We start from the raw sequence: 19,331 nt of genomic DNA, 5'->3' as shown, positions 1-19,331 counted from the left end.
ATGGTTTTTATATTCATGCCTAGGCGCTATGGCATTTAAGCCATACGTTGCGTTGGCTTCCAACGAAGTAGCTGAGTGGGTAACTTCACACCTTGTGAGGTTAAACTATTAACGCGGTTAAGGTACGCAGCCCCATACATCAGATGCTTAGCCACATCGACGGCGTTACGCTCTTGATAATTATCTAAATAGCTACCTTTCGCCCACTGGTTAAAGGCGCCTAAAGCAGGACCAGCCCAAATTTGGTAATCCATTTCACGACCTGTTTCCCCAGAGTTTGACCAGCGGCTAGAAAGCCCTAGATACCAGCGAAAAATCAGTGCCATTTTCCGCTTAGGGTTATCTGTTGCACGTTCAATTTGCTTAGGATCGCGCTCATTAAAGTGCGCCACGGTTCCTGCCCAAATATCATCAAGGGTCGAACGGAAGACTTGTTTCTCAAGTTTTTCACGTTCATCAGCTGGAATCGCTTCTATTGAGTCATAACGAGTGTAGAGCTCGTACAGTTTGTTGGCGCGCATTGGAAACAAGGTTCCGCGCTTAACCACTTGCAGCTTCACGCCCATTTCGAACATATCTGCAGCTGGAGCCATGGTCACATCGGCCATCTCAGTGGTTGATAGTAGTTTACGAGTGTGTTCACTCGCACCCGCTTCAACACAAGCTTGGTTGACAGAACCGGTCACAATATAAGCTGCGCCCATATTAAAGGTTGCTAGCGCCGCATCAGGTGTTCCTACACCACCACCACAACCAACACGAATAGGTGTTGGGTATTGATATTTAGTTTGGATCTCTTCTTTTAATGCCAAGATGGTTGGCAAAAGTGTCACTAACGGACGATTGTCGGTATGCCCACCTGAATCTGCTTCGGCAGTGATATCGTCCGCCATAGGAACTAGCTGCGCCAGTTCCATTTGTTCTGGCGTGATAGAGCCTTCATCTACAAGCTTTTGCAGCATCTTTGCAGGAGCTGGCATCATGAATTTTTCAGCGACTTCGGTGCGGCTCACTTTAGCAATAACCTTGTTAGCGACAACGATATTACCTTGAGCATCACGGCTCAAACCTGCCGCTCGGTAATAAACAATTTGCGGCGTTAAGCCTAAAAATGCTGATGCTTCTACGGTGCGAACCTTATGCTTCAGAAATAGCTCGACACTGCCACGCTCTAACGCTGGCTCACTTGGGCTATGGATAAGGTTAAACATGTACGGCCCGTTTGGTAGCGCGGCTTGAATACGGTTAATTGCCTTTTCTACGCGGCTTGGGATAAGTCCTGCTGCGCCAAATGAGCATAAAATACCAGCCTGGCCGAGCGCAATCACTAACTCTTCAGAAGAGATACCATTTGCCATAGCGCCTGCGTAGTAAGCGTATTTTACCCCGTGAACGCGGCGGAAATTACTATCGCCTAGACTTTCGGTACCTAGCGCGGGTGTGAAAGCTGCAACAGGTAGACTATTGCTGTTAGCGGCTTGGTCAGCGACAAGCTCTGCAGTTTGCGCAATGCCAACGCCTTTTTCGTTATGGTTTACCACATAGCAGCCACGGCTGAAGTCTCTTAGCTGCTGCTCCATCACGGTAACATCAAAGCTGATGTTGGTGTCGGTGACCAGCCAAGGCCACGGAGATAGCATTTCATTAGTTGTTGTAGGATTCATTATATTTAAGACCCTTAATCATTTGTTTTGAGCCAGCGGCTCTTAGCTATTCTTTTAATCTAATTCATTGACGTCTTTAATGGTTTAGAGGCAGCTAGTTCGTCGCGATTCAAGGTGAAGGCGCGCAGCCTATGTTAATAGGTGAGCACCTTCAACGATGAAGCGTGGCGATAATAGCCAGCTAATCAACCATTAAACAGATTCTTCGATAGATATTGCAATATCAAACACTTCGTATATGCGCAGACCATCTTTACTTAGGCTTGCATTACCAGTGATCACTTTCTTGCCATTTTCATCTTTAACTGAGGTGATACTGACATCCATCGACATCTGCTTGTTCAATGGGTTGATTTGACCACGATACTTCCACTTGATATTCGATAAAATCTGACCAAACTTCGGATTTTTAAATCCTGCGCCCAAGTCTTTACTGATGGCGTAAGTCTGCATGGTTTCGATAATCGCTTCAACACCTAAGGAGCCCGGCATTACCGGATCTTGATGGAAATGGAACTGGAAGAACCAATCACTAGGGTCAATAGTGCGCTCGGCATATAGGTAACCTAAACCTTCTGTGCCGCCATTATCAACAATTTCAACGCTGTCGATAAAGTTAAGTTGACCACCCGCTAGGCGGTAGTGTGGCTGACTCGCTGGGGCATTGAAATGACGACAGCTCTTATCCAGAAGGTTAACAGTGGTTGTCGGTGCGACATCGTTAGCGACATGCCAAGGCTGAGTCACTCTACCGTTATCAAGACCTAGTTGGTCTTTAAGTGCCTCACCTTTAAAGTAACCAAACACTGCGCTGCCGCGGTAGAAAGGCTCACCATCGGTGCTTAGTTCGAAGCTAAAGCTCTGAATGATGTTAGTGCCAGCCATCACTGTTGATAACAATCGTGAGTCGTTGCGAATAGTTTTGCCGCGCAAATCGACTTCACGTAATAGTTCACCGCTTCCATCTAAATTACGGAAAAACAGCTCAAGCCCTGGGAAGCCAAGGGTCGTGCCCATATAGCCAGAGATAAAGCCATTAGGCTGTAGTGAAATTTCCATCAAAATCGAGTAAGGCATTACCGCTTGATGGCTGTTCTTATCAAAATACCAAGCATCTGTTGGCACTTCATATTCAGCAATACATGACGATGGCTTTTTAAAATCGCCACGCTTACCGTTAACTTCGATGACGCGAGTCGTCACTTGCAGATCGCCACATGGAGTACGTGGTGGGATCATGCCGCGGTAGATGGAGAACTCAGGGCCGAAGCAGTTTTCAATGTTACCAGTAGCGAATTCAAACATGTGATACGGCGTAAATGGCACTGTATCAGGTACGCGGTTTGGGTAACCCGGTGTGATTGGCGCTTCAACATGTGAAATTGGGATCACACCTTTGTTAGGCGCTTTAGTCAGATCGGGGATTTGCGCCATCAATGGAGCGTTAACCGATGCGGCTTGGTATTCTTTATGCGCATTGCAAGTAGCTGTTGATGGTTCGTTAGTAGTGCTTGAGGTCAGAAGAGGGTAGCGAGTACACTCATCTTCCTCTTTGATCATTACGCCTAAATTTTGGAAATCCACTACGGCTTTGCCGTTAAGCAAGATATCAATATTCGCTTTGGCATAAGGCTGTGGGTTAAAGCCAATTTCGGTCACTTCCATGCGGTAAGTCAAAACACCAGATTGCGGCAATACTTGACCACGACAACGAACTTGCTGTGAGGCATTTTCTAGTGGCTGGAAACGACCATTTTTAGTTTGGGTGTGCATACCAAGGTGCAGCATATAGAATTGCAGTAACTGACCACAACCTTCGGCCATTAATGAACCAGCCATCACCTGATCGCCTTGGAAGTGGCAAGGGAAATACCAATGGTTAGCCTCAAGTTGCTTATGGCCTTCAATTAAGCCTAAGCCCCATGTACCACCATTGCGCTCAACTTTACTCACCTGCTCAATCATCAAGAACTTCTCTGATGCGAAGCAAAGTGATGGTTGAGCATTGCCTTTATGGCTCGCGCCAAAACAACCTTCGATATCGGCAGTTAGCAGCTTGTGAATTTCTGGGTAGCTAAAGCTGGTTTTTGGGCAATCGAGTAGCGGGTTGAAGGTTTTCTTTACCGCTAAGCTACGGGCTTTAATCTCATCTTCGGTGCGAATAACGCCTTTACCATCCGCCAGCTCTTCATCGGTAAAGAAGCCTGCACAACCGCCATCCATTTTCAGGATCATGGTGTCGCCAACAAAACACTCGTAGGAGAAGAAGAATAGCAAGGTTTCGCCGTTATGGGCATAGTTGTTGATCTTAATATCGTATCGCAGGGTATCACCGCCACGAGGTAGGTCGCCTAGGAAGGTGAGGGTACAATCTAGTAGACGATAAACTCGTTCACCTTTGTTCTCAAAATCGATACCTAAGTAGCTGATCAACATCAGGTCACACTGTCCTGACTCTACGGCAACCGCCCACGGGATCTGACCATCGACCAGATACGGTGCATCGACTGGAATGTCGTATTCAGTGGTCATTGAACAAGGCTTAAACTCGTTAATAGTCGCATCGAGCTTAGTGACACGAGAGACCAACAGGTAGTCAGTGGTTGGTAGGCGAACGCGACGCGAGTAGCTATCGATTATCGCGTAATCGCTGCCAAATACATTAGCAATGTCGCCCTCAGCGTATTCAACTAAATCAGCGTAGTTCCAGATGCAAGGCTTAAGTGCTGGCGTTGGCGCGATATAAGGTGGCACATTAGCGTGATCAGGAGCGATAACATTCACAGCTGCTGCAATAGGAGCAGGCTGAGCAACGGCTGCAGGAGCGGTCGTTGTGACAGTTTGAGGTGCTACAGCTTGGCCTGTTGCTTGAGCAAGTTGTTGTTTTAGCAGTGCATCGGCAACTTGCATACCTGCAGAGCGGCTCTTAAGAAATGCATGGTGTGCTTGCTGGGCGAGCTGCTGATTTTGTTGGAATGCAGCTAAGTCGCCTGCTGAAACATCAATTGTAGTGCTAACAACGGGGTTTGCTTGTGTCGGTTTAACTTGAGTCGTCATAGATGAAGTGCCTAATGTTTGAGTGCTGAGCGTTTGAGTCGCAACTGCTGCCGTGTTTATATCGGAGGCACTTACAGCACTCATAGGTAAGGTTGAAAGCTGAGCTGTCTGTTGCGCTCTAACTACCATAGGTTTGTTTGGTTGCAGGGGCAGGGTGGATACTGCGCCATTTGCCATTTTGTTCTTAATTGCAGCCAAGCTAGCTAGTGGTGTGTCGTAGATATGTTGATAGATATCACGACCCCCCAAGGTGACTTGCTTTACTAGCTGATGTTTTGCGTCAGATTTAAGCTCATTGGCTAGGCGCGCAGCCAATGCTTGCTGCTCGCATTGGCTCTGACTAATCAATAATTGAGAAGCTTGGTTTTCACTCACATTGGTGATCAGAGCTTTGTTAGTTGCTGCCGCGTTGCGAGATACACTCAATAATCCATGAAGTAAACTTGCCATTCCTGCAGCGGCAAAGCAGTGGCCGATTCGATCATCGGCGCTGGTAGCAACGGCGTTCACAAAGCTGTCGTTCAGTGTCACGTTTGTGGTTAAGCTGCCTGGTGCGATATTGGTTTCAACAACATTGATGCTGGTACTGTTAGTTGCGGTTTGTGTCAGTAGTTTATCGGTCACTTGCGGCAATTGCTGCGCATGGCCAAATGCCAATGCATCAATTTGGCCGTAAGCGCGACCTGATGTGCTTTCATCTTTGACTAACACGACTGCGCCAGCACCTTCGCCAACGTTCCAACTAGCTTGTGCTGCAGTATTACCCTTTGGCGTCATGGCTACCGGGGCGATGCTGTTCTTCAAGATAACCTGCTCAAAGCTGCCTGATAAATCGACTGCTGCAATCACGACTGCATCAAGATTATCTTCGGCAATAAGGTTTTGAGCAACATCAATACAGCGACTTACCGATTGTTCTGCCGCTGAAATGGTAAAGGCTGGGCCATTGAAGTCCCACAGTGACGACACGCGAGACGCCATAATGTTGCCAATAAAGCTGGTATATTGATTAAGCTTGGCAGCGTCAAGCACGCTGTCCATGGCGATAGCTTCAAGTGCTTGGTATTCATCAATACTTAGGTTAACACCTAACGCAGCTAAGCTTTGTTGCAGTTGGGTGTGCAGATTAACTCGACCGCGGAACTGATGCAGCTCAAGCTCTGTTTCCATCGCAACTAACACGGCCACTTTTTGCCCCGCTTGTAACTTGGCATCACGAATGGCTTCATCGGTGACGCGCATCAGCATCAGTTGCTGTGAAATCAAGCGGTCGTCTTCGTTTGGAGGCAGTTTGAAGCGTAGGAAATCTAGCTCAAAGTTATCAACGTAAGCCCCTTTCGGCGCAGCGTTAAGACCAAACTGTGCCAGTAACTCGGGGTGTTTCTCTAAGCCTTTCCAACGTTTTTCTGGCAGCTCAATAAATGCATCACTGTTACTTGCAATGGCATTGTCGAGCTGGTTAATGGTGCTTAAAGGTCCAAAATGCGAACTGAGGCCAACTATCTTCAATGGTGCAGGTGTCGCTGCTGTGACCACTGAACTTTGGGCTTGGCTCGGTGCCGATTTTTGCGAGTAAGACTCAAGTAATAGATGAGCATTACAGCCGCCAAAGCCAAATACAGAAACGCCTGCGTGGCGAGTTTTTACGCCAAAATGATTATTAGAGGGTTTATCTGGCCAGCCTTGTACTAAGTTTGGCATGGTCGCTTGACCAAATAACTGATTTGGTGACGAGATAGCATCACTGATATTAATGCTCGGTGGCAATAAACCCTCTTTCATGGCAAAGATCATCTTCATGATCCCTGGCATGCCAGCCGCGGTGAGCAGATGGCCTAAGTTTGATTTGGCTGAGCCGATAAGCGGGGCACTGCTATCTTGCAGCTTATCCTCGAAAAAGGTTTCCATTGAAGTGAGTTCAATTTTGTCACCCAGTGGCGTGCCAGTTGCGTGACACTCAATCACTTCAATATCTTTAGGCTCTATGTCACTAGCAGCATAAGCACGCTCAAAGGCTTTGACCTGACCTTTAGGGTTTGGACTTAATACAAATTGGCCTTTGCCATCATTTGATAATCCCACTCCGCTAACCACTGCGTAGATTTTGTCGTTATCGCGTTCTGCATCTTCAAGGCGCTTAAGTACTAATACCCCCGCACCTTCACCCGCAAATAACCCCTTGCTGTTACCGTCAAAGGGCACTGATACCCCATGATCTGGGTAAGCATGGAATATAGAGAATCCCATGTTGATAAAGAATGGGTCAGCGCCAGATACGGCGCCTGCAAGCATCACATCGGCTTTGCCTGTGCTTAAGTAATCACAAGCAAGTTTAAGTGAGTAAACAGAGCTTGCACAAGCAGCATCTAGACTTAACTGAGCACTGCCAAGCCCAAGAGCGTCAGCAACCACTTTTGAAGTGTTATGGGCAATGGCGCCATTAGCAGTATTTAGGGTGGACTCATTAGTCGCCCGCGGGCTTGCTGCATTAGTGGCGCTTAACTTGAAGTTTTGGCTGCCAAGCTTATCTTGTAACGCTTTTTCTACCGCACTGTGATAAATAGGCAAGAATAGGTCGTTGGAGCGCTCAGTGGGAAAAGAGAGCGCCCCCATAATAACGCCAGTACGTGCAAGCAAGTCATCATTGTTAAGGGCTATGCCCGCATCATCTAATGCTTTGCGGCTGGTATCGAGTGCCCATAGAAAGCTGTTGTCTAAACTCTCAAGGCTATCTGCTGCGAGCTTATAGCCTGACGGATCAAAGCTGAAGTTTTCAATGTAACCGCCTTTATCGCAATAAAAACGGTCTGACTCACCCTGTACACCCTGGTAATCGGCGCTATTGGCACCGAGCTTCTTATCGGTCAAGGTGCTACGAGAATCTCGTTTCTCGAGTAAGTTCTGCCAAAATTGCTGTGGACTGTTAGCATCTGGGTACAGCGTAGCTAAACCAACAATAGCTATCTTGCTCTGTTTGGAGCTAGTATTTCTGTCTGAAGAAGACATTAGACTTCCCCTTGTAATGTTAGGTTCGACATCTGTTTACCTTTTATCTGTTTCGCGCAAGCTGCAGAGGCTAATTGCTCCAGCGCTATTTGACGGTTTAATCCATCAATAAGTGGCGATACAGTGAGGGGAACTCGATGACTAATGAGCTGGCCTAATGCCTTGAGCAGGGTGGTGATATCGTCACCGCCTTTGGCATTTGTTGGCACAGTGCAGCAAGGAAAGTCTGAAGACTTGCTGCCGCATTGGCGATCTTGTTTGGCAATTTTATCGATAAGTGTGCAGTTTTGCCTATCTGCGCCTAGCTCGACAAATAATGTCGCGCCTTGCTTTTGAGCGCTATGGATAAGCGCTGTAAAGTCTAAAGTGTTGCAGAAAGTATCGGCAATGGAGCGCGCAATAATTTGACTGTCAATGCCCGTGGTTGTGTTCGATACCGTGCTGTCACCAGAGGCAGCACTGATAAACTTGATATCAGTGGGCAGTGATTCGAGTAGCGGTTGATCGTAAAACTGCTCTACATTGCGATGTTCTTCCATTGCGGGGGCAGTATGCATAGCGGTCACTCTGTTTGCTGCAATGCCACGCTTCTTCATCCGCGCTAATAATTCGCGGCACTGGATTTCACAACCAGCAATCACACAGGTATCGCCTTGAACAATGGCAAGGTAAGCGCGTGGAAACTCAGGCAGAAGTGCTTCAATGGCTTTTGCATCTGAGCGAACCACAAAGCTGTTCCAGACAATATCAGGGCTGGTGCTATCAAGCTGCCAAGCTTGACGAACCGCTGTTAGCTTGCCTGAAATGGCACTGGTAAAAAGTGGATCCGTTTTGGTCTTTTCAATTAAGGCGTGTGGGTCGCTCCATACACCAAGACTTGCCCACATTGATGCTTCGCCCATGGAGTAACCGAGAGCGAAACGTGGGGTGACATTAAATGCTTTAACCAGTAACTGAGTCAGCAAGTAGCTGCTGCCTACACCAGCAATAGCTAGGTCGCCAAGGGGCATAGCAGGCGCTACTTTTGAGTCCAAATGGTAGATAGTGTCTGCCTGAAGCATCGACTTTAAATCACCATCTCGCTCAAGCTTGGCATAGAGAGAAGGGAAATATCGGTGCAATTGACTAAACATATCGCCATAGACTGTACCTACCCCAGGGTAGACAAAAGCTAAACCATTTTGCTCGACGGTGCCTAGAGCGTTAGCGGTAAAGTAGCTCCCAGCTGGGGTACGGTATTGACCTTGTTCGCTGATGATCTTAGGCAGAGCGTCGGCCATGGCTTTAAGCTCTTGCTGCATGGTTTCAACTGAGTTTGCCTGCAGGGTAATAGCATATTTATCGATGGCTACTTTATCATTATGCTGTTTTTCATAAGCGAGAAGGTTGTCGCGCATTAGCGTCAGTATTGAGCTCGGTGCTGCAGCCTGCTTACTTTCGAGTTTAGAGTTGAGCCTCGCAAGTTCATTAAGCAATTCAGCTTCACTATTAGCACTGACAATAAACTGTAATCGTTTGCTATCAATAATCGACTTTGCTGCGATAAAGCCTGTACCTTGAGAAACAATGAAGCTGATGCAGCTTGTAGTACTTTCTACTGTATTGGTTAAATTAATAGCCATCACTCGTGCTTGATGATGCTCGGTAAACCAGTAGTGATTTGCTGCTTGTTTAGCGCTAATTGAGCTAGCGTCTCTTTGATGGGTGCGACAAGCGAGATCATTGATTAGCTTACACACGGTATCAAACTGCTGCGTGCTATTAAGCTGTGGTAAATCAAAACGTTTACTGACACTGTCAGCGTGACGCTTAGCTTGGCCTAATGCTTTGTTCATGCATGAGTCAGCAAGCGTTGTTGACTCTGACTGAGTGAATGAGCTTATCTGCATCGCCGCAAGCTGAGCATGAGGGTGAATTCTATTTTGTGCCGCTTTAAGTGCATGCATCATTAATAGCGAACTGGTCGCTGTTGATATTTGCACTATTTTTCCATGCTCTATCGCATCGATAGTAGCGGTTAAATTAGCTTCAAAGTCGTCGACTTGAACAGAGACAAGCTCTGATGATTGCAATAACTTTGAGCTATGCAATTCAGGGAGCAGCACTGAAATAAGTTCAGATGTTTGCTCTACATTAGCGCTTAAATCTAGCGGTGAAGGCAGCACCAAGAGTGCGATGCGCAGTGGCATCTCACTCTTGATAACCTGATCACTTGAGCTAATCGCGCTGGCAGTCAAACTGACCATTATGACTGCTCTCCAGTGCTCAATGTTTTATCTTTGTCACTCTCGGCTGTTTCGGTTAAGAAGGCACTATTAAGGTTCTTACTGATAGTGACTTTCGCCGCTTTCATCATTGCACTCAATTCACCATTTTCATGGTAAAGCGCAACGTTAGCCTCAAGTGAGCGGGCACTTGTTTTAACCACCTCTAGCGCCAGCACAGCCTTATCACCAAATGCTAGCGGCTTGTTTGAGATAAACTCACCGATAGTCGATGGTAAGCTTGCCGAGCCATACTTAAGCCTTGCCCATACCAGCATCGCTTGCAGTAGCAAGTCTTCAGCAAAAGGTTGACTACCACCAAGATGTTGGCTTGCAACAAATTGACCGCAGTCAGTATCACTTACCTGTGGTAATTGGCACTGAGCGATGAGACCCGCATCATCAAACTTGAACACCTGCTGTATGCCTTGCAAACGAGGCCCGTGGAACAGGGTGCCGTTGCTATAGAGTTCTGCAGCTGTAGTCACTGCTTTACCAAGACTGTTGAACTCCCTTGATGGCGTATTATCAGCATTGTCGTTACGAGCTAAAGTCGCCTTGTACTGCGGACGGCCATGACAGCTGATTAATGCCGTCATTTGCTCGTTGCCGCTCGGCGTTAATTCAAGAGTCATCTCCTGAGCATCACTGCTGTCAAAGACGATCCCTTTCAGTAATTTATAGTCGATAACTTTAACTTGAGTGCCAAGCATTTCACTTGCCGCCTCACGCATCCACTGAATCGCACATACCGTCGGTAGCACTGGGTTACCACCAATACGGTGGTCTTGAATAAAGACCAGCGCATTAGGGGTTAACACTCTAGTTAGAGATACTGGTGCTAGCGGGCGTGATGCGTTTTGCACCTCACCCGCATTAAGCTTTTTTACAGATGCAGCCTCTTGAGTGTCAGTTCCACCTTGCATAGATGTTCCAATAAGCAGTTGTGCTCCCGTTTCACTTAATAGCTGAGTGGCAAAAAGTTCTGCTCCAGCTTTAAGTGGAATAACGTAAACACCACGTTCAGTAAACATCTTCTTCAGTGCATCGGTAACCATGCCACCATCCCAAGGGCCCCAGTTAAAGCTCATGACTTTAGCTTGTGGGTGACGGGCAGTGAACTGCAACGCCGCTTTGTTAAGGATGTCGTTAGACATGGCGTAATCGCTCTGCCCGGTATTACCGTAGAAACCTGCAGCCGAAGAGAACATCGCAAGTAGCTTAACTTTACTCGGCTCAAGTGCGGCAAGGAGCGCTTTCAGCCCATTGACTTTAGTGCCGTATACGCGACCTAATTCGGCTATCGTCTTATCTTGAATATGTTTATCAGCCAGAACGCCAGCGCCGTGGATAAGGCCAGTTATCTCAGCTGAGCGACCGTTTAGCGCTGCAGTAATTGCGGCGGTATCGGTCACATCCATGCTGACATACTCGGCACTTGCGCCCACTTCGCTAAACGCTGCAAGAGCAGTGTTTATCTCGATAGAGCTTTTCACTGTCCAAACTAATGCTTCTACCTGCTTAGGTGTCGGCTTACTACCGGTAGAGACAATATGTGAAATAGCTGCAGGTTTAAGTTCGCTGATCTGTTTATCTGCCGCCCAAGCTGGAATAGCTTGTAGTTCACTACGTCCAGCAAGGATGAAATGCGACTGAGTGCGCTTAGCAAGTGCTAGGGCACATTCAAAAGTCACACCTTTTGCGCCGCCGGTCACCAGTATTTTATCTGCGCTATTTAGCTGTGCCGTTGCATGTTTAGAACGTGCATTGCCCGCAACCAATGTTGAACGTTCAATGTTGCCATTCGTGTCGCTAGCAATACCGACCTCTGGCAAATTGGTCACGTTATCGAACAGCTCGCCAGTAATGGCGTCGGCTAAATGAGTTGCATCTAAATTCGGTGCAATATCTAACGCGCGGCAAAAAACCGTTGGCCATTCATGGCTCAGTGTTTTAGTTAACCCTGCTAATGCGGCTTGGTTTAGCTCAGCATTTTGCAGCTGTTTAGTGTCTAAGTAACCAAAGCCACCATCGATTCGGCTGACAGAGATAAAGCTGCGACGCTTATCACTGGTAACGTTTAGTTTTGGTTGTAACAGCTTAGCCCAAAGGAATGCTTGGCTAACGTGAGTGAAGCTTTCGCTGCTCAAGTTAATGGCATCATTAACGTTATTGCTGTCAGCTTCTGGTTGTAGGTGAATAAAGCCACTAATCTCACCTAGTTGTTGCTCAATTTGAGCGATAACAGCATTGATCCCCGCTTCATCGAGACTTTCTGCTTGGAAGCTGGCAACGTCACTGTTTAGCGGTGATTGCGCTGCACCTTTTGGCAGACGAACAACAGCGACTTTAAGGGCTTTTTTTGAGAGTTTCTCTGCTAATACGCCTGCGTTATGACCATCATCGGTAATGACGACAGCTGCGTCTGCGGCGAAGCAATCAACAATTTGATCCGCCGCACTAAGCTTTTTTAGCGCTACCTCACTGTGAGGAGGTAGTTCAAGAGAAGATGTTACTGTCTCTGCTACAGATTTAACTGCATCAGCGATGACAGCAGTTGCTGCGCTGCCAACACTGGTCAGCTTAGAGTTCATGTAGGCAACGATTTCACCTAATGTACGACACTCGGCAAGATCTTCTGGATTTAACTCAGGTAAACCCGGTAGCTCATCTTGCACAGTCCCTAGAATTTCTACTCGTTTGATAGAGTCGATACCAAGATCGGCTTCCATGTCCATGCTCAGTTCAAGCATCTCTGTTGGGTAGCCGGTTTTCTCTGCTACCACAGACATCATGGTGCCTTGTACTTGCTCCGCGCTAAGACCATTAGCCACTTGCGTTGCAGCTGGCGCGGCAGCTTCAAATGTCGCAAGCTTAGAGTTCATATAGCTAACGATTTCGCCCAGAGTACGGCACTCTGCCAAATCCTCAGGGTTAAGCTCAGGCAGACCAGGAAGTTCATCTTGCACAGTTCCAAGAATTTCTACTCGTTTGATAGAGTCGATACCTAAGTCGGCTTCCATGTCCATACTCAGTTCAAGCATTTCTGTTGGGTAGCCGGTCTTTTCGGCAACCACTGACATCATAGTGGCTTGTACTTTTTGCGCGCTCAGGGCTGTCTTTGCAGTCGCAACTTGAGGAGCTGCGTCTTCAGATGAAGCGCCTGCGGCGTCATTTGTAGAGAGTTTAGAGCCATCAGCCAGTTTAGAGTTCATATAGCTAACGATTTCGCCCAGTGTACGACACTCGGCTAAATCTTCAGGGTTAAGTTCTGGCAAGCCTGGAAGCTCATCTTGTACGGTGCCCAAAATCTCGACACGCTTGATAGAGTCGATACCTAAATCGGCTTCCATATCCATGCTTAGCTCAAGCATTTCGGTTGGGTAGCCGGTCTTTTCTGCGACCACTGACATCATAGTGGCTTGAACTTTTTGCGCGCTCAGGGCTGTCTTTGCAGTCGCAACTTGAGGAGCAGCGTCTTCAGATGAAGCGCCTGCGGCGGCATTTGTAGAGAGTTTAGAGCCATCAGCCAGTTTAGAGTTCATGTAGCTAACGATTTCGCCAAGAGTACGACACTCGGCCAAATCTTCAGGGTTAAGCTCAGGCAAGCCTGGAAGCTCATCTTGCACAGTACCAAGAATTTCGACACGCTTGATAGAGTCGATACCTAAGTCGGCTTCCATATCCATTTCAAGCTCTAACATCTCTGTTGGGTAGCCGGTCTTTTCTGCGACCACTGACATCATAGTCGCTTGGACTTTTTGCGCGCTCAGGGCTGTCTTTGCAGTTGCAACTTGAGGAGCTGCGCTTTCAGATGAAGCGCCTGCGGCGTCATTTGTAGAGAGCTTGCTGTTCATGTAGCTAACGATTTCGCCTAGTGTACGACACTCAGCTAAATCTTCAGGGCTGAGTTCTGGTAGACCTGGAAGTTCGTCTTGCACTGTACCTAGAATTTCTACTCGTTTGATAGAGTCGATGCCTAAATCGGCTTCCATATCCATTTCAAGCTCTAACATCTCTGTTGGGTAGCCGGTCTTTTCTGCGACCACTGACATCATAGTCCCTTGGACTTTTTGCGCGCTCAGGGCTGTCTTTGCAGTTGCAACTTGAGGAGCTGCGCTTTCAGATGAAGCGCCTACGGCGGCAGTTGTAGAGAGTTTAGAGCCATCAGCCAGTTTAGAGTTCATGTAGCTAACGATTTCGCCTAGTGTACGACACTCAGCTAAATCTTCAGGGCTGAGTTCTGGTAGACCTGGAAGTTCGTCTTGCACTGTACCTAGAATTTCTACTCGTTTGATAGAGTCGATGCCTAAATCGGCTTCCATGTCCATTTCAAGTTCTAGCATCTCTGTTGGGTAGCCGGTTTTCTCAGCGACCACTTCAAGCATGGTTGCTTGAACTTTCTCGGCGCTTAGAACGGCCACAGCGCTATTGCTCACGGGCACAGCTGGTGCTGATGACGGCGCAGCGACTACTGGTGCAGCTTCAGCCGCTTTAGTAACGGCTTCAATCTGTGTTGCAACGGCTTGTTGAACTGGCGCCGGAGTATTGTTAACAACTGGAGCAACTGGCGCTGCAGCTTGAGTCGTTATTACAGGCGCTGACATTGCCGGTGCAGAAACTGCGACCTGTTGAACGGCTTGCTGAGGTCTTTGCACTGCAGAGTGTAATGGCTGAGCGGTGAGCACAGTCGCTGCACCATTGAGCATGTTTAGCGCGGCATTGTTATTGCCAGCTTGCATCTCTAAAAACTGAGTATGGCTTTGAACGGTTTGCGCTTGAAGCTGGTGGAACTGCTCCATTGAGCGCTGCAAGCTTTCTGGCAACGCGACACCAGAGCCTGCAAGTTTTGTTTGCTCTGTCATCAAGGTCGTGAAAGTTTCACCATATTGCTGTGGGATGCTGAGGAACTGCTGATGTAACTCTGCTGCTTGTTGTTGTGCAGCAAAGAACTGGCTTAAGGCATCAGTGCTAACGCTAACACTTGGAGCGGCAGTATTATTTTGAACTGGGGCTGTAGGCACTACATGCTCATTAGACATTGGTACGGCAATCTCCACGATTTTTTCAACTTCTTTTTCAATGATGGTTGGCACTTCAACAATTTTTTCTACTTCAACCACTTTCTCAACAACCTTTTCAACGATTTTTTCTTCGATGATAGTCGCGCTCTTCACAGTGCCAGTTGCTAATGACTTAGCCATTTTAGCGCGTGTAGCAGGGCTAATATGGTTGGCTGCATTTAGCGTTAGGCTCATTGGTGAGCGTTTCGCTGGCGCGGCTATATCGGCTTGGTATGGGTCGATATTATCAAGCTGTACACCTGCTACGGCTAACTGCAGAGCTGCTTGCTTAAGTTGCAAGTCGCTGTCGCCTTTAGGGCTTGGATTGATAGAGATAACGCTTAACTCATCAAGTTTGCTTGCTAAGGTACCTTGCACTAATTTTTGCAAAATATTTTTAGGACCAAATTCAACAAATACGCGAGCCCCAGCGTCAAACATCGCTTCTAGCTGAGCGGTGAAGCGAACTGATTGAAGCATATGTTTCTTGAACGAGGCCTTAACCTTGGCTGCAGTACTTTCATATAGCGCGCCGCTAGCGTTGGAATAGAGTGCACGGCTAGGTTTAGTAAACTTCGCAGCATCAATCGCTTTGGCGAATGGCGCTTGAGCGTGGCCAACTAGCTCAGTGTGGAATGCTCCTGACACTGGCAGATTGATCGCTTTATAACCGAGATCGCTTAATGCTTTAGCAGCATCAGTGGTGCTAGCAGTTGGACCTGCAATGACCGACTGAGTCGGTGCGTTGTAGTTAGCCACTTTAACACCATCAAATTTAGCGATAGTGCTTTCAAGTGTGCTCAAATCCTCTGCTTTATGGATAACCGCAAACATGGCGCCACAATCAGCATCGTGACCGTCTTTAGTTTTTGCTTTGGTTGCCATAGCATCGCCACGGGCAAATGCGAGTTTATAGTAGTCATCTGTTGAAATAACACCTGCAGCGCATAACGCACTTAACTCACCAAAGCTGTGACCTGCAACCATATCGGCATTAAAGCCTGCTGCACTAAATAGCGCATATTGTCCCATAGAGATGGCACCGATAGCACTCTGTGCATTAGCGGTGTTGGTCAGCACTGCTTCTTGTGCTTTGACATCATCTTTATTAAATACAGGTTTCGGATAAAGTGTTTGCGATAAAGGTGTTTTGTCATTGGCGGCAAATACTTTATCAGCTGTGACCAGTTGTTGACGCATTTCTGGATAGTAACAAGCAAGATCTCGTCCCATATTAAGATACTGCGAACCTTGGCCTGCGAATAATGCCGCCACTTTGCCTTCAATCGCAGCTGCGCGGAAGCTTATACCACCAGGCAGTTGCCATTGAGTGTCGTCGCTTGCGGTTAACTTCGATAGCGCTTGTTTGATGAAGCTTGCTAATTCTGCTGCACTATTGGCAACTAGACCAATACGTGGTGCATCAGTGGCTAATTCGCGTACAGCGTAATTTGCAGCGGCATCTTTAAGGTTGAACTCTGCAGCAGAACTTGCAGCTGCTAAGGTATTTAATTCTTTAATAAGTGCATCTTTACTTGTAGCACTAACGAGGAAGCTTTGTGCTACTTGACGCTGACGATACTTCGCTTTTTCGCTATCTTCGCGGCTGTGCTCAGCTTTGTACTCTTCCAGTACAAAGTGGAAGTTAGTGCCACCAAAGCCAAATGAGCTGATACCTGCGCGGCGCGGTGTGCCGTCGACGCGAGGTAACCAAGGACGGGTTTCTGTATTGAGATAGAACGGTGAGTTCTCAATATCCAGCTTTGGGCTCGGTTGGCTGACGTTAATCGTTGCAGGCAATACTTTATGGTGTAGCGCTAAAGCTGCTTTAATCAGACCTGCTGTACCAGCGGTAGATTTAGTGTGGCCAATTTGTGATTTAACAGAACCTAGCGCGATGTGCTGTTTGGTGTCGTTACCATCGCTAAACACTGAGCAAAGACCGGCAAATTCTGCAGCATCACCTGCGGCAGTACCTGTACCGTGGGCTTCAATCAGACCTAAAGTGTGCGGTGCAAAACCTGCATCATCATAGGCGCGATTTAGCGCTTTGGCTTGGCCTTCAGGGCGAGGAGCATAGATTGACTTGAACTTACCATCAGATGATGAACCTATACCTTTTATGACCGAGTAAATTCTGTCGCCATCACGCTCGGCATCTTCAAGACGCTTCAATGCGATCATGCCGATACCTTCACCAATCATCATTCCCTTTGAGTCGATATCAAATGGTTGAATGGTTTCATTGGTAGTGAATGCGGGGGTCTTAGAGAAGCTCATGTACATAGACGGTGAGTTGTCAGTACAAACACCGCCAGTGATCATCATCTCAGAACGACCTTCAACCAGCTCGCTAAGCGCCATGCGCATAGCGGCTAATGAGCCTGCACAAGCAGCATCAACGACACAGTTCATGCCGCCGAAATCAAAACGGTTGGCGATACGGCCAGCAATGACATTACCCAGTGAACCTGGGAATGAGTTTTCTTCCCAATGCACGTATTGGTCTTGGAACTTTTTGATCAGCATTTCGCTGTCTTCGTCGCTAATACCACTGTTGGCAAAGACCTTCTTAAGCACAGGGTACTGAAGACGGGCAGTTAAGCTGTGGCTGATCTTTTGTCCGCCGCCGACACCTAAGGTTATGCCAATTTTGTCACGGTCATAAACTTCAGGCAGGTTAGCGTCAGCCAGTACTTCTTTTGCAACTATTAAAGAGAGCAGCTGTGATGAGTCAGTCAACTCTAGGATATTTGGCGGCAGACCAAACTCCATTGGGTTGAAGTCAACATCTGGTAAAAAGCCGCCGCGCTTACAGTAGCTTTTATCTGGTGTGCTTTTGTTGGCGTCAAAGTAATCTTCTTTCTGCCAGTGAGTGGCAGGTAGCTCAGTGATGGCATCTATTTTTTCGCTAATAAGATCCCAAAATTTGTTGAGGTAACGCGAGTTCGCAAAAATGCTTGCCATGCCGACAATAGCGACAGGCATATCTTTTAAACGTTTATTTAAGCGAGTATCAGCTTGCGAGTCTTGCGCTTGCTCTGATGCTGATGATTGTTGAGGTTTAGAGGTCTGGCTCATTATGAGTCTCCAGTGGATGCCTGGCATTCAGGCGTCTTGTTGTTTGTTTTAGGCTTGTCTGTAGAGGTGCGGCGATTTTGCGTCGCACCAGGAAAGCGCTCTATAAAACTGTGATAGTTACTGACGAGTAACTTTCGTAAGTGAAACGGCCCATGTTTAAGTACATAGGCCATGTATCTGTTGGTTGCTTGGGTATTACCGTCTTGATAGATATCGAGATATATCCAGTCACTATGGGGGTCAATACCAAGCAGGATTGAACTGGGTTGCTCATCGGTTAACTGTGGTGGGATCGTCAATGAAACCACCTGAACCACATTGTCTGCACCCGTGCTTGGCAAAGCTAGGGTTTTTGCCAGTGTTTCATAGTGCAAGGTATAGGTTTGTACATCACTGCCTTGGGTTATCGGCAGTTGGTTAAAGTAGCGCATTGGTACATCAGGACTTTCAATATCGCTAACTCGCGAAACACCATAGCGCTTTAAACATCTTGCTAAGCCAGAGCGTGAAACATTGGGGTTAATAAATTTCTGTGTAGCAGTCAATAATCTATCGAGTGGCATTTTTAGCTGGTACCTCAAACCGACGACGACATATTCTTGCAGCGGCGTTAGCGTGGTATTGAGGTGGTGGGGCGTATTTGGCGTGTTTTCAATCGAATCGCGCTTACGCCATTTGCGTACAGTGGCTTCGCTAATGTTCAGCACTTTAGAAAGTTGACTCACGCTGAAGTCCGATTCTTGAATGAATCGACGCATCTCGGGAGTCGTGGTTGCATTACTGTGCCGAGCTTCTGTCGCGCTTTGCGTACACTTATTCGGATTAGTCGCTGCCGAATTTAAGCTTGTGTTAACTTGCTCTGCCATCTATTTAGCGGGTTTCCGTTAATAATCTACTGGGACTTAATTACGTTTTTATGACTAGTGAACTTCGCGGGAGTTCAATGTTTCTGGTAATTAACCTAGTATGTTTTGACCAATGGATGTGCAGACTACATGAGGTTTTAGGGCAATACAATCACCTGGGACTTATTAATCGCTGATATGACCAGATTCAGTGAACAGATGTAAGCTAAAGTGTTATTTTGTGTGGTAACTAACGTTAGTAAAGTAAAGTGTGATTTAGATCTAATATTTATTATAAAGTGAATTGTTAACAGATTTGGTGCTAAGGAGAGAAGCGTTTACAAAAATAAG

General features: G+C 47.1%; 5 protein-coding genes. All 5 read right to left on the bottom strand.

Features of this window, described 5'->3' with window-relative positions:
* Positions 1–35: 35 nt before the first annotated feature.
* Positions 36–1,664, bottom strand: a complete 1,629-nt coding sequence (pfaD, locus tag SWP_RS15880; protein ID WP_020913593.1) for an eicosapentaenoate synthase subunit PfaD — start codon at positions 1,662–1,664, stop codon at positions 36–38.
* A 192-nt stretch (positions 1,665–1,856) separates the two neighbouring features.
* The gene (gene pfaC, locus SWP_RS15875) at positions 1,857–7,727 is read right to left on the bottom strand and encodes an eicosapentaenoate synthase subunit PfaC (protein WP_020913591.1); all 5,871 of its coding nucleotides are present in this window, start codon (positions 7,725–7,727) and stop codon (positions 1,857–1,859) included.
* Entirely contained in the window at positions 7,727–9,973 is a 2,247-nt protein-coding gene (locus tag SWP_RS15870; protein ID WP_020913590.1) for a PfaB family protein, read from the bottom strand. Before SWP_RS15870 ends, pfaC begins: the two co-directional genes overlap by 1 nt.
* Entirely contained in the window at positions 9,973–18,135 is an 8,163-nt protein-coding gene (locus SWP_RS15865; protein ID WP_020913589.1) for a type I polyketide synthase, read from the bottom strand. Before SWP_RS15865 ends, SWP_RS15870 begins: the two co-directional genes overlap by 1 nt.
* Positions 18,135–19,001 (bottom strand): helix-turn-helix domain-containing protein, encoded by an 867-nt coding sequence (locus SWP_RS15860; protein ID WP_020913588.1) that lies wholly within the window; start codon positions 18,999–19,001, stop codon positions 18,135–18,137. Before SWP_RS15860 ends, SWP_RS15865 begins: the two co-directional genes overlap by 1 nt.
* Between the last annotated feature and the right edge of the window lie 330 nt (positions 19,002–19,331).

Origin of the sequence: Shewanella piezotolerans WP3, from assembly GCF_000014885.1 — a bacterium.
GTDB classification, from domain to species: domain Bacteria; phylum Pseudomonadota; class Gammaproteobacteria; order Enterobacterales; family Shewanellaceae; genus Shewanella; species Shewanella piezotolerans.
Note: the sequence above shows the minus strand (reverse complement) of the source record. Positions and strands in the feature narration are given on the sequence as shown.

Coding starts and splice junctions, on each gene's coding strand:
- SWP_RS15860 (WP_020913588.1), bottom strand. CDS start 19,001: ATGGCAGAGCAAGTTAACACAAGCTTAAATTCGGCAGCGACTAATCCG.
- SWP_RS15870 (WP_020913590.1), bottom strand. CDS start 9,973: ATGGTCAGTTTGACTGCCAGCGCGATTAGCTCAAGTGATCAGGTTATC.
- SWP_RS15865 (WP_020913589.1), bottom strand. CDS start 18,135: ATGAGCCAGACCTCTAAACCTCAACAATCATCAGCATCAGAGCAAGCG.
- pfaC (WP_020913591.1), bottom strand. CDS start 7,727: ATGTCTTCTTCAGACAGAAATACTAGCTCCAAACAGAGCAAGATAGCT.
- pfaD (WP_020913593.1), bottom strand. CDS start 1,664: ATGAATCCTACAACAACTAATGAAATGCTATCTCCGTGGCCTTGGCTG.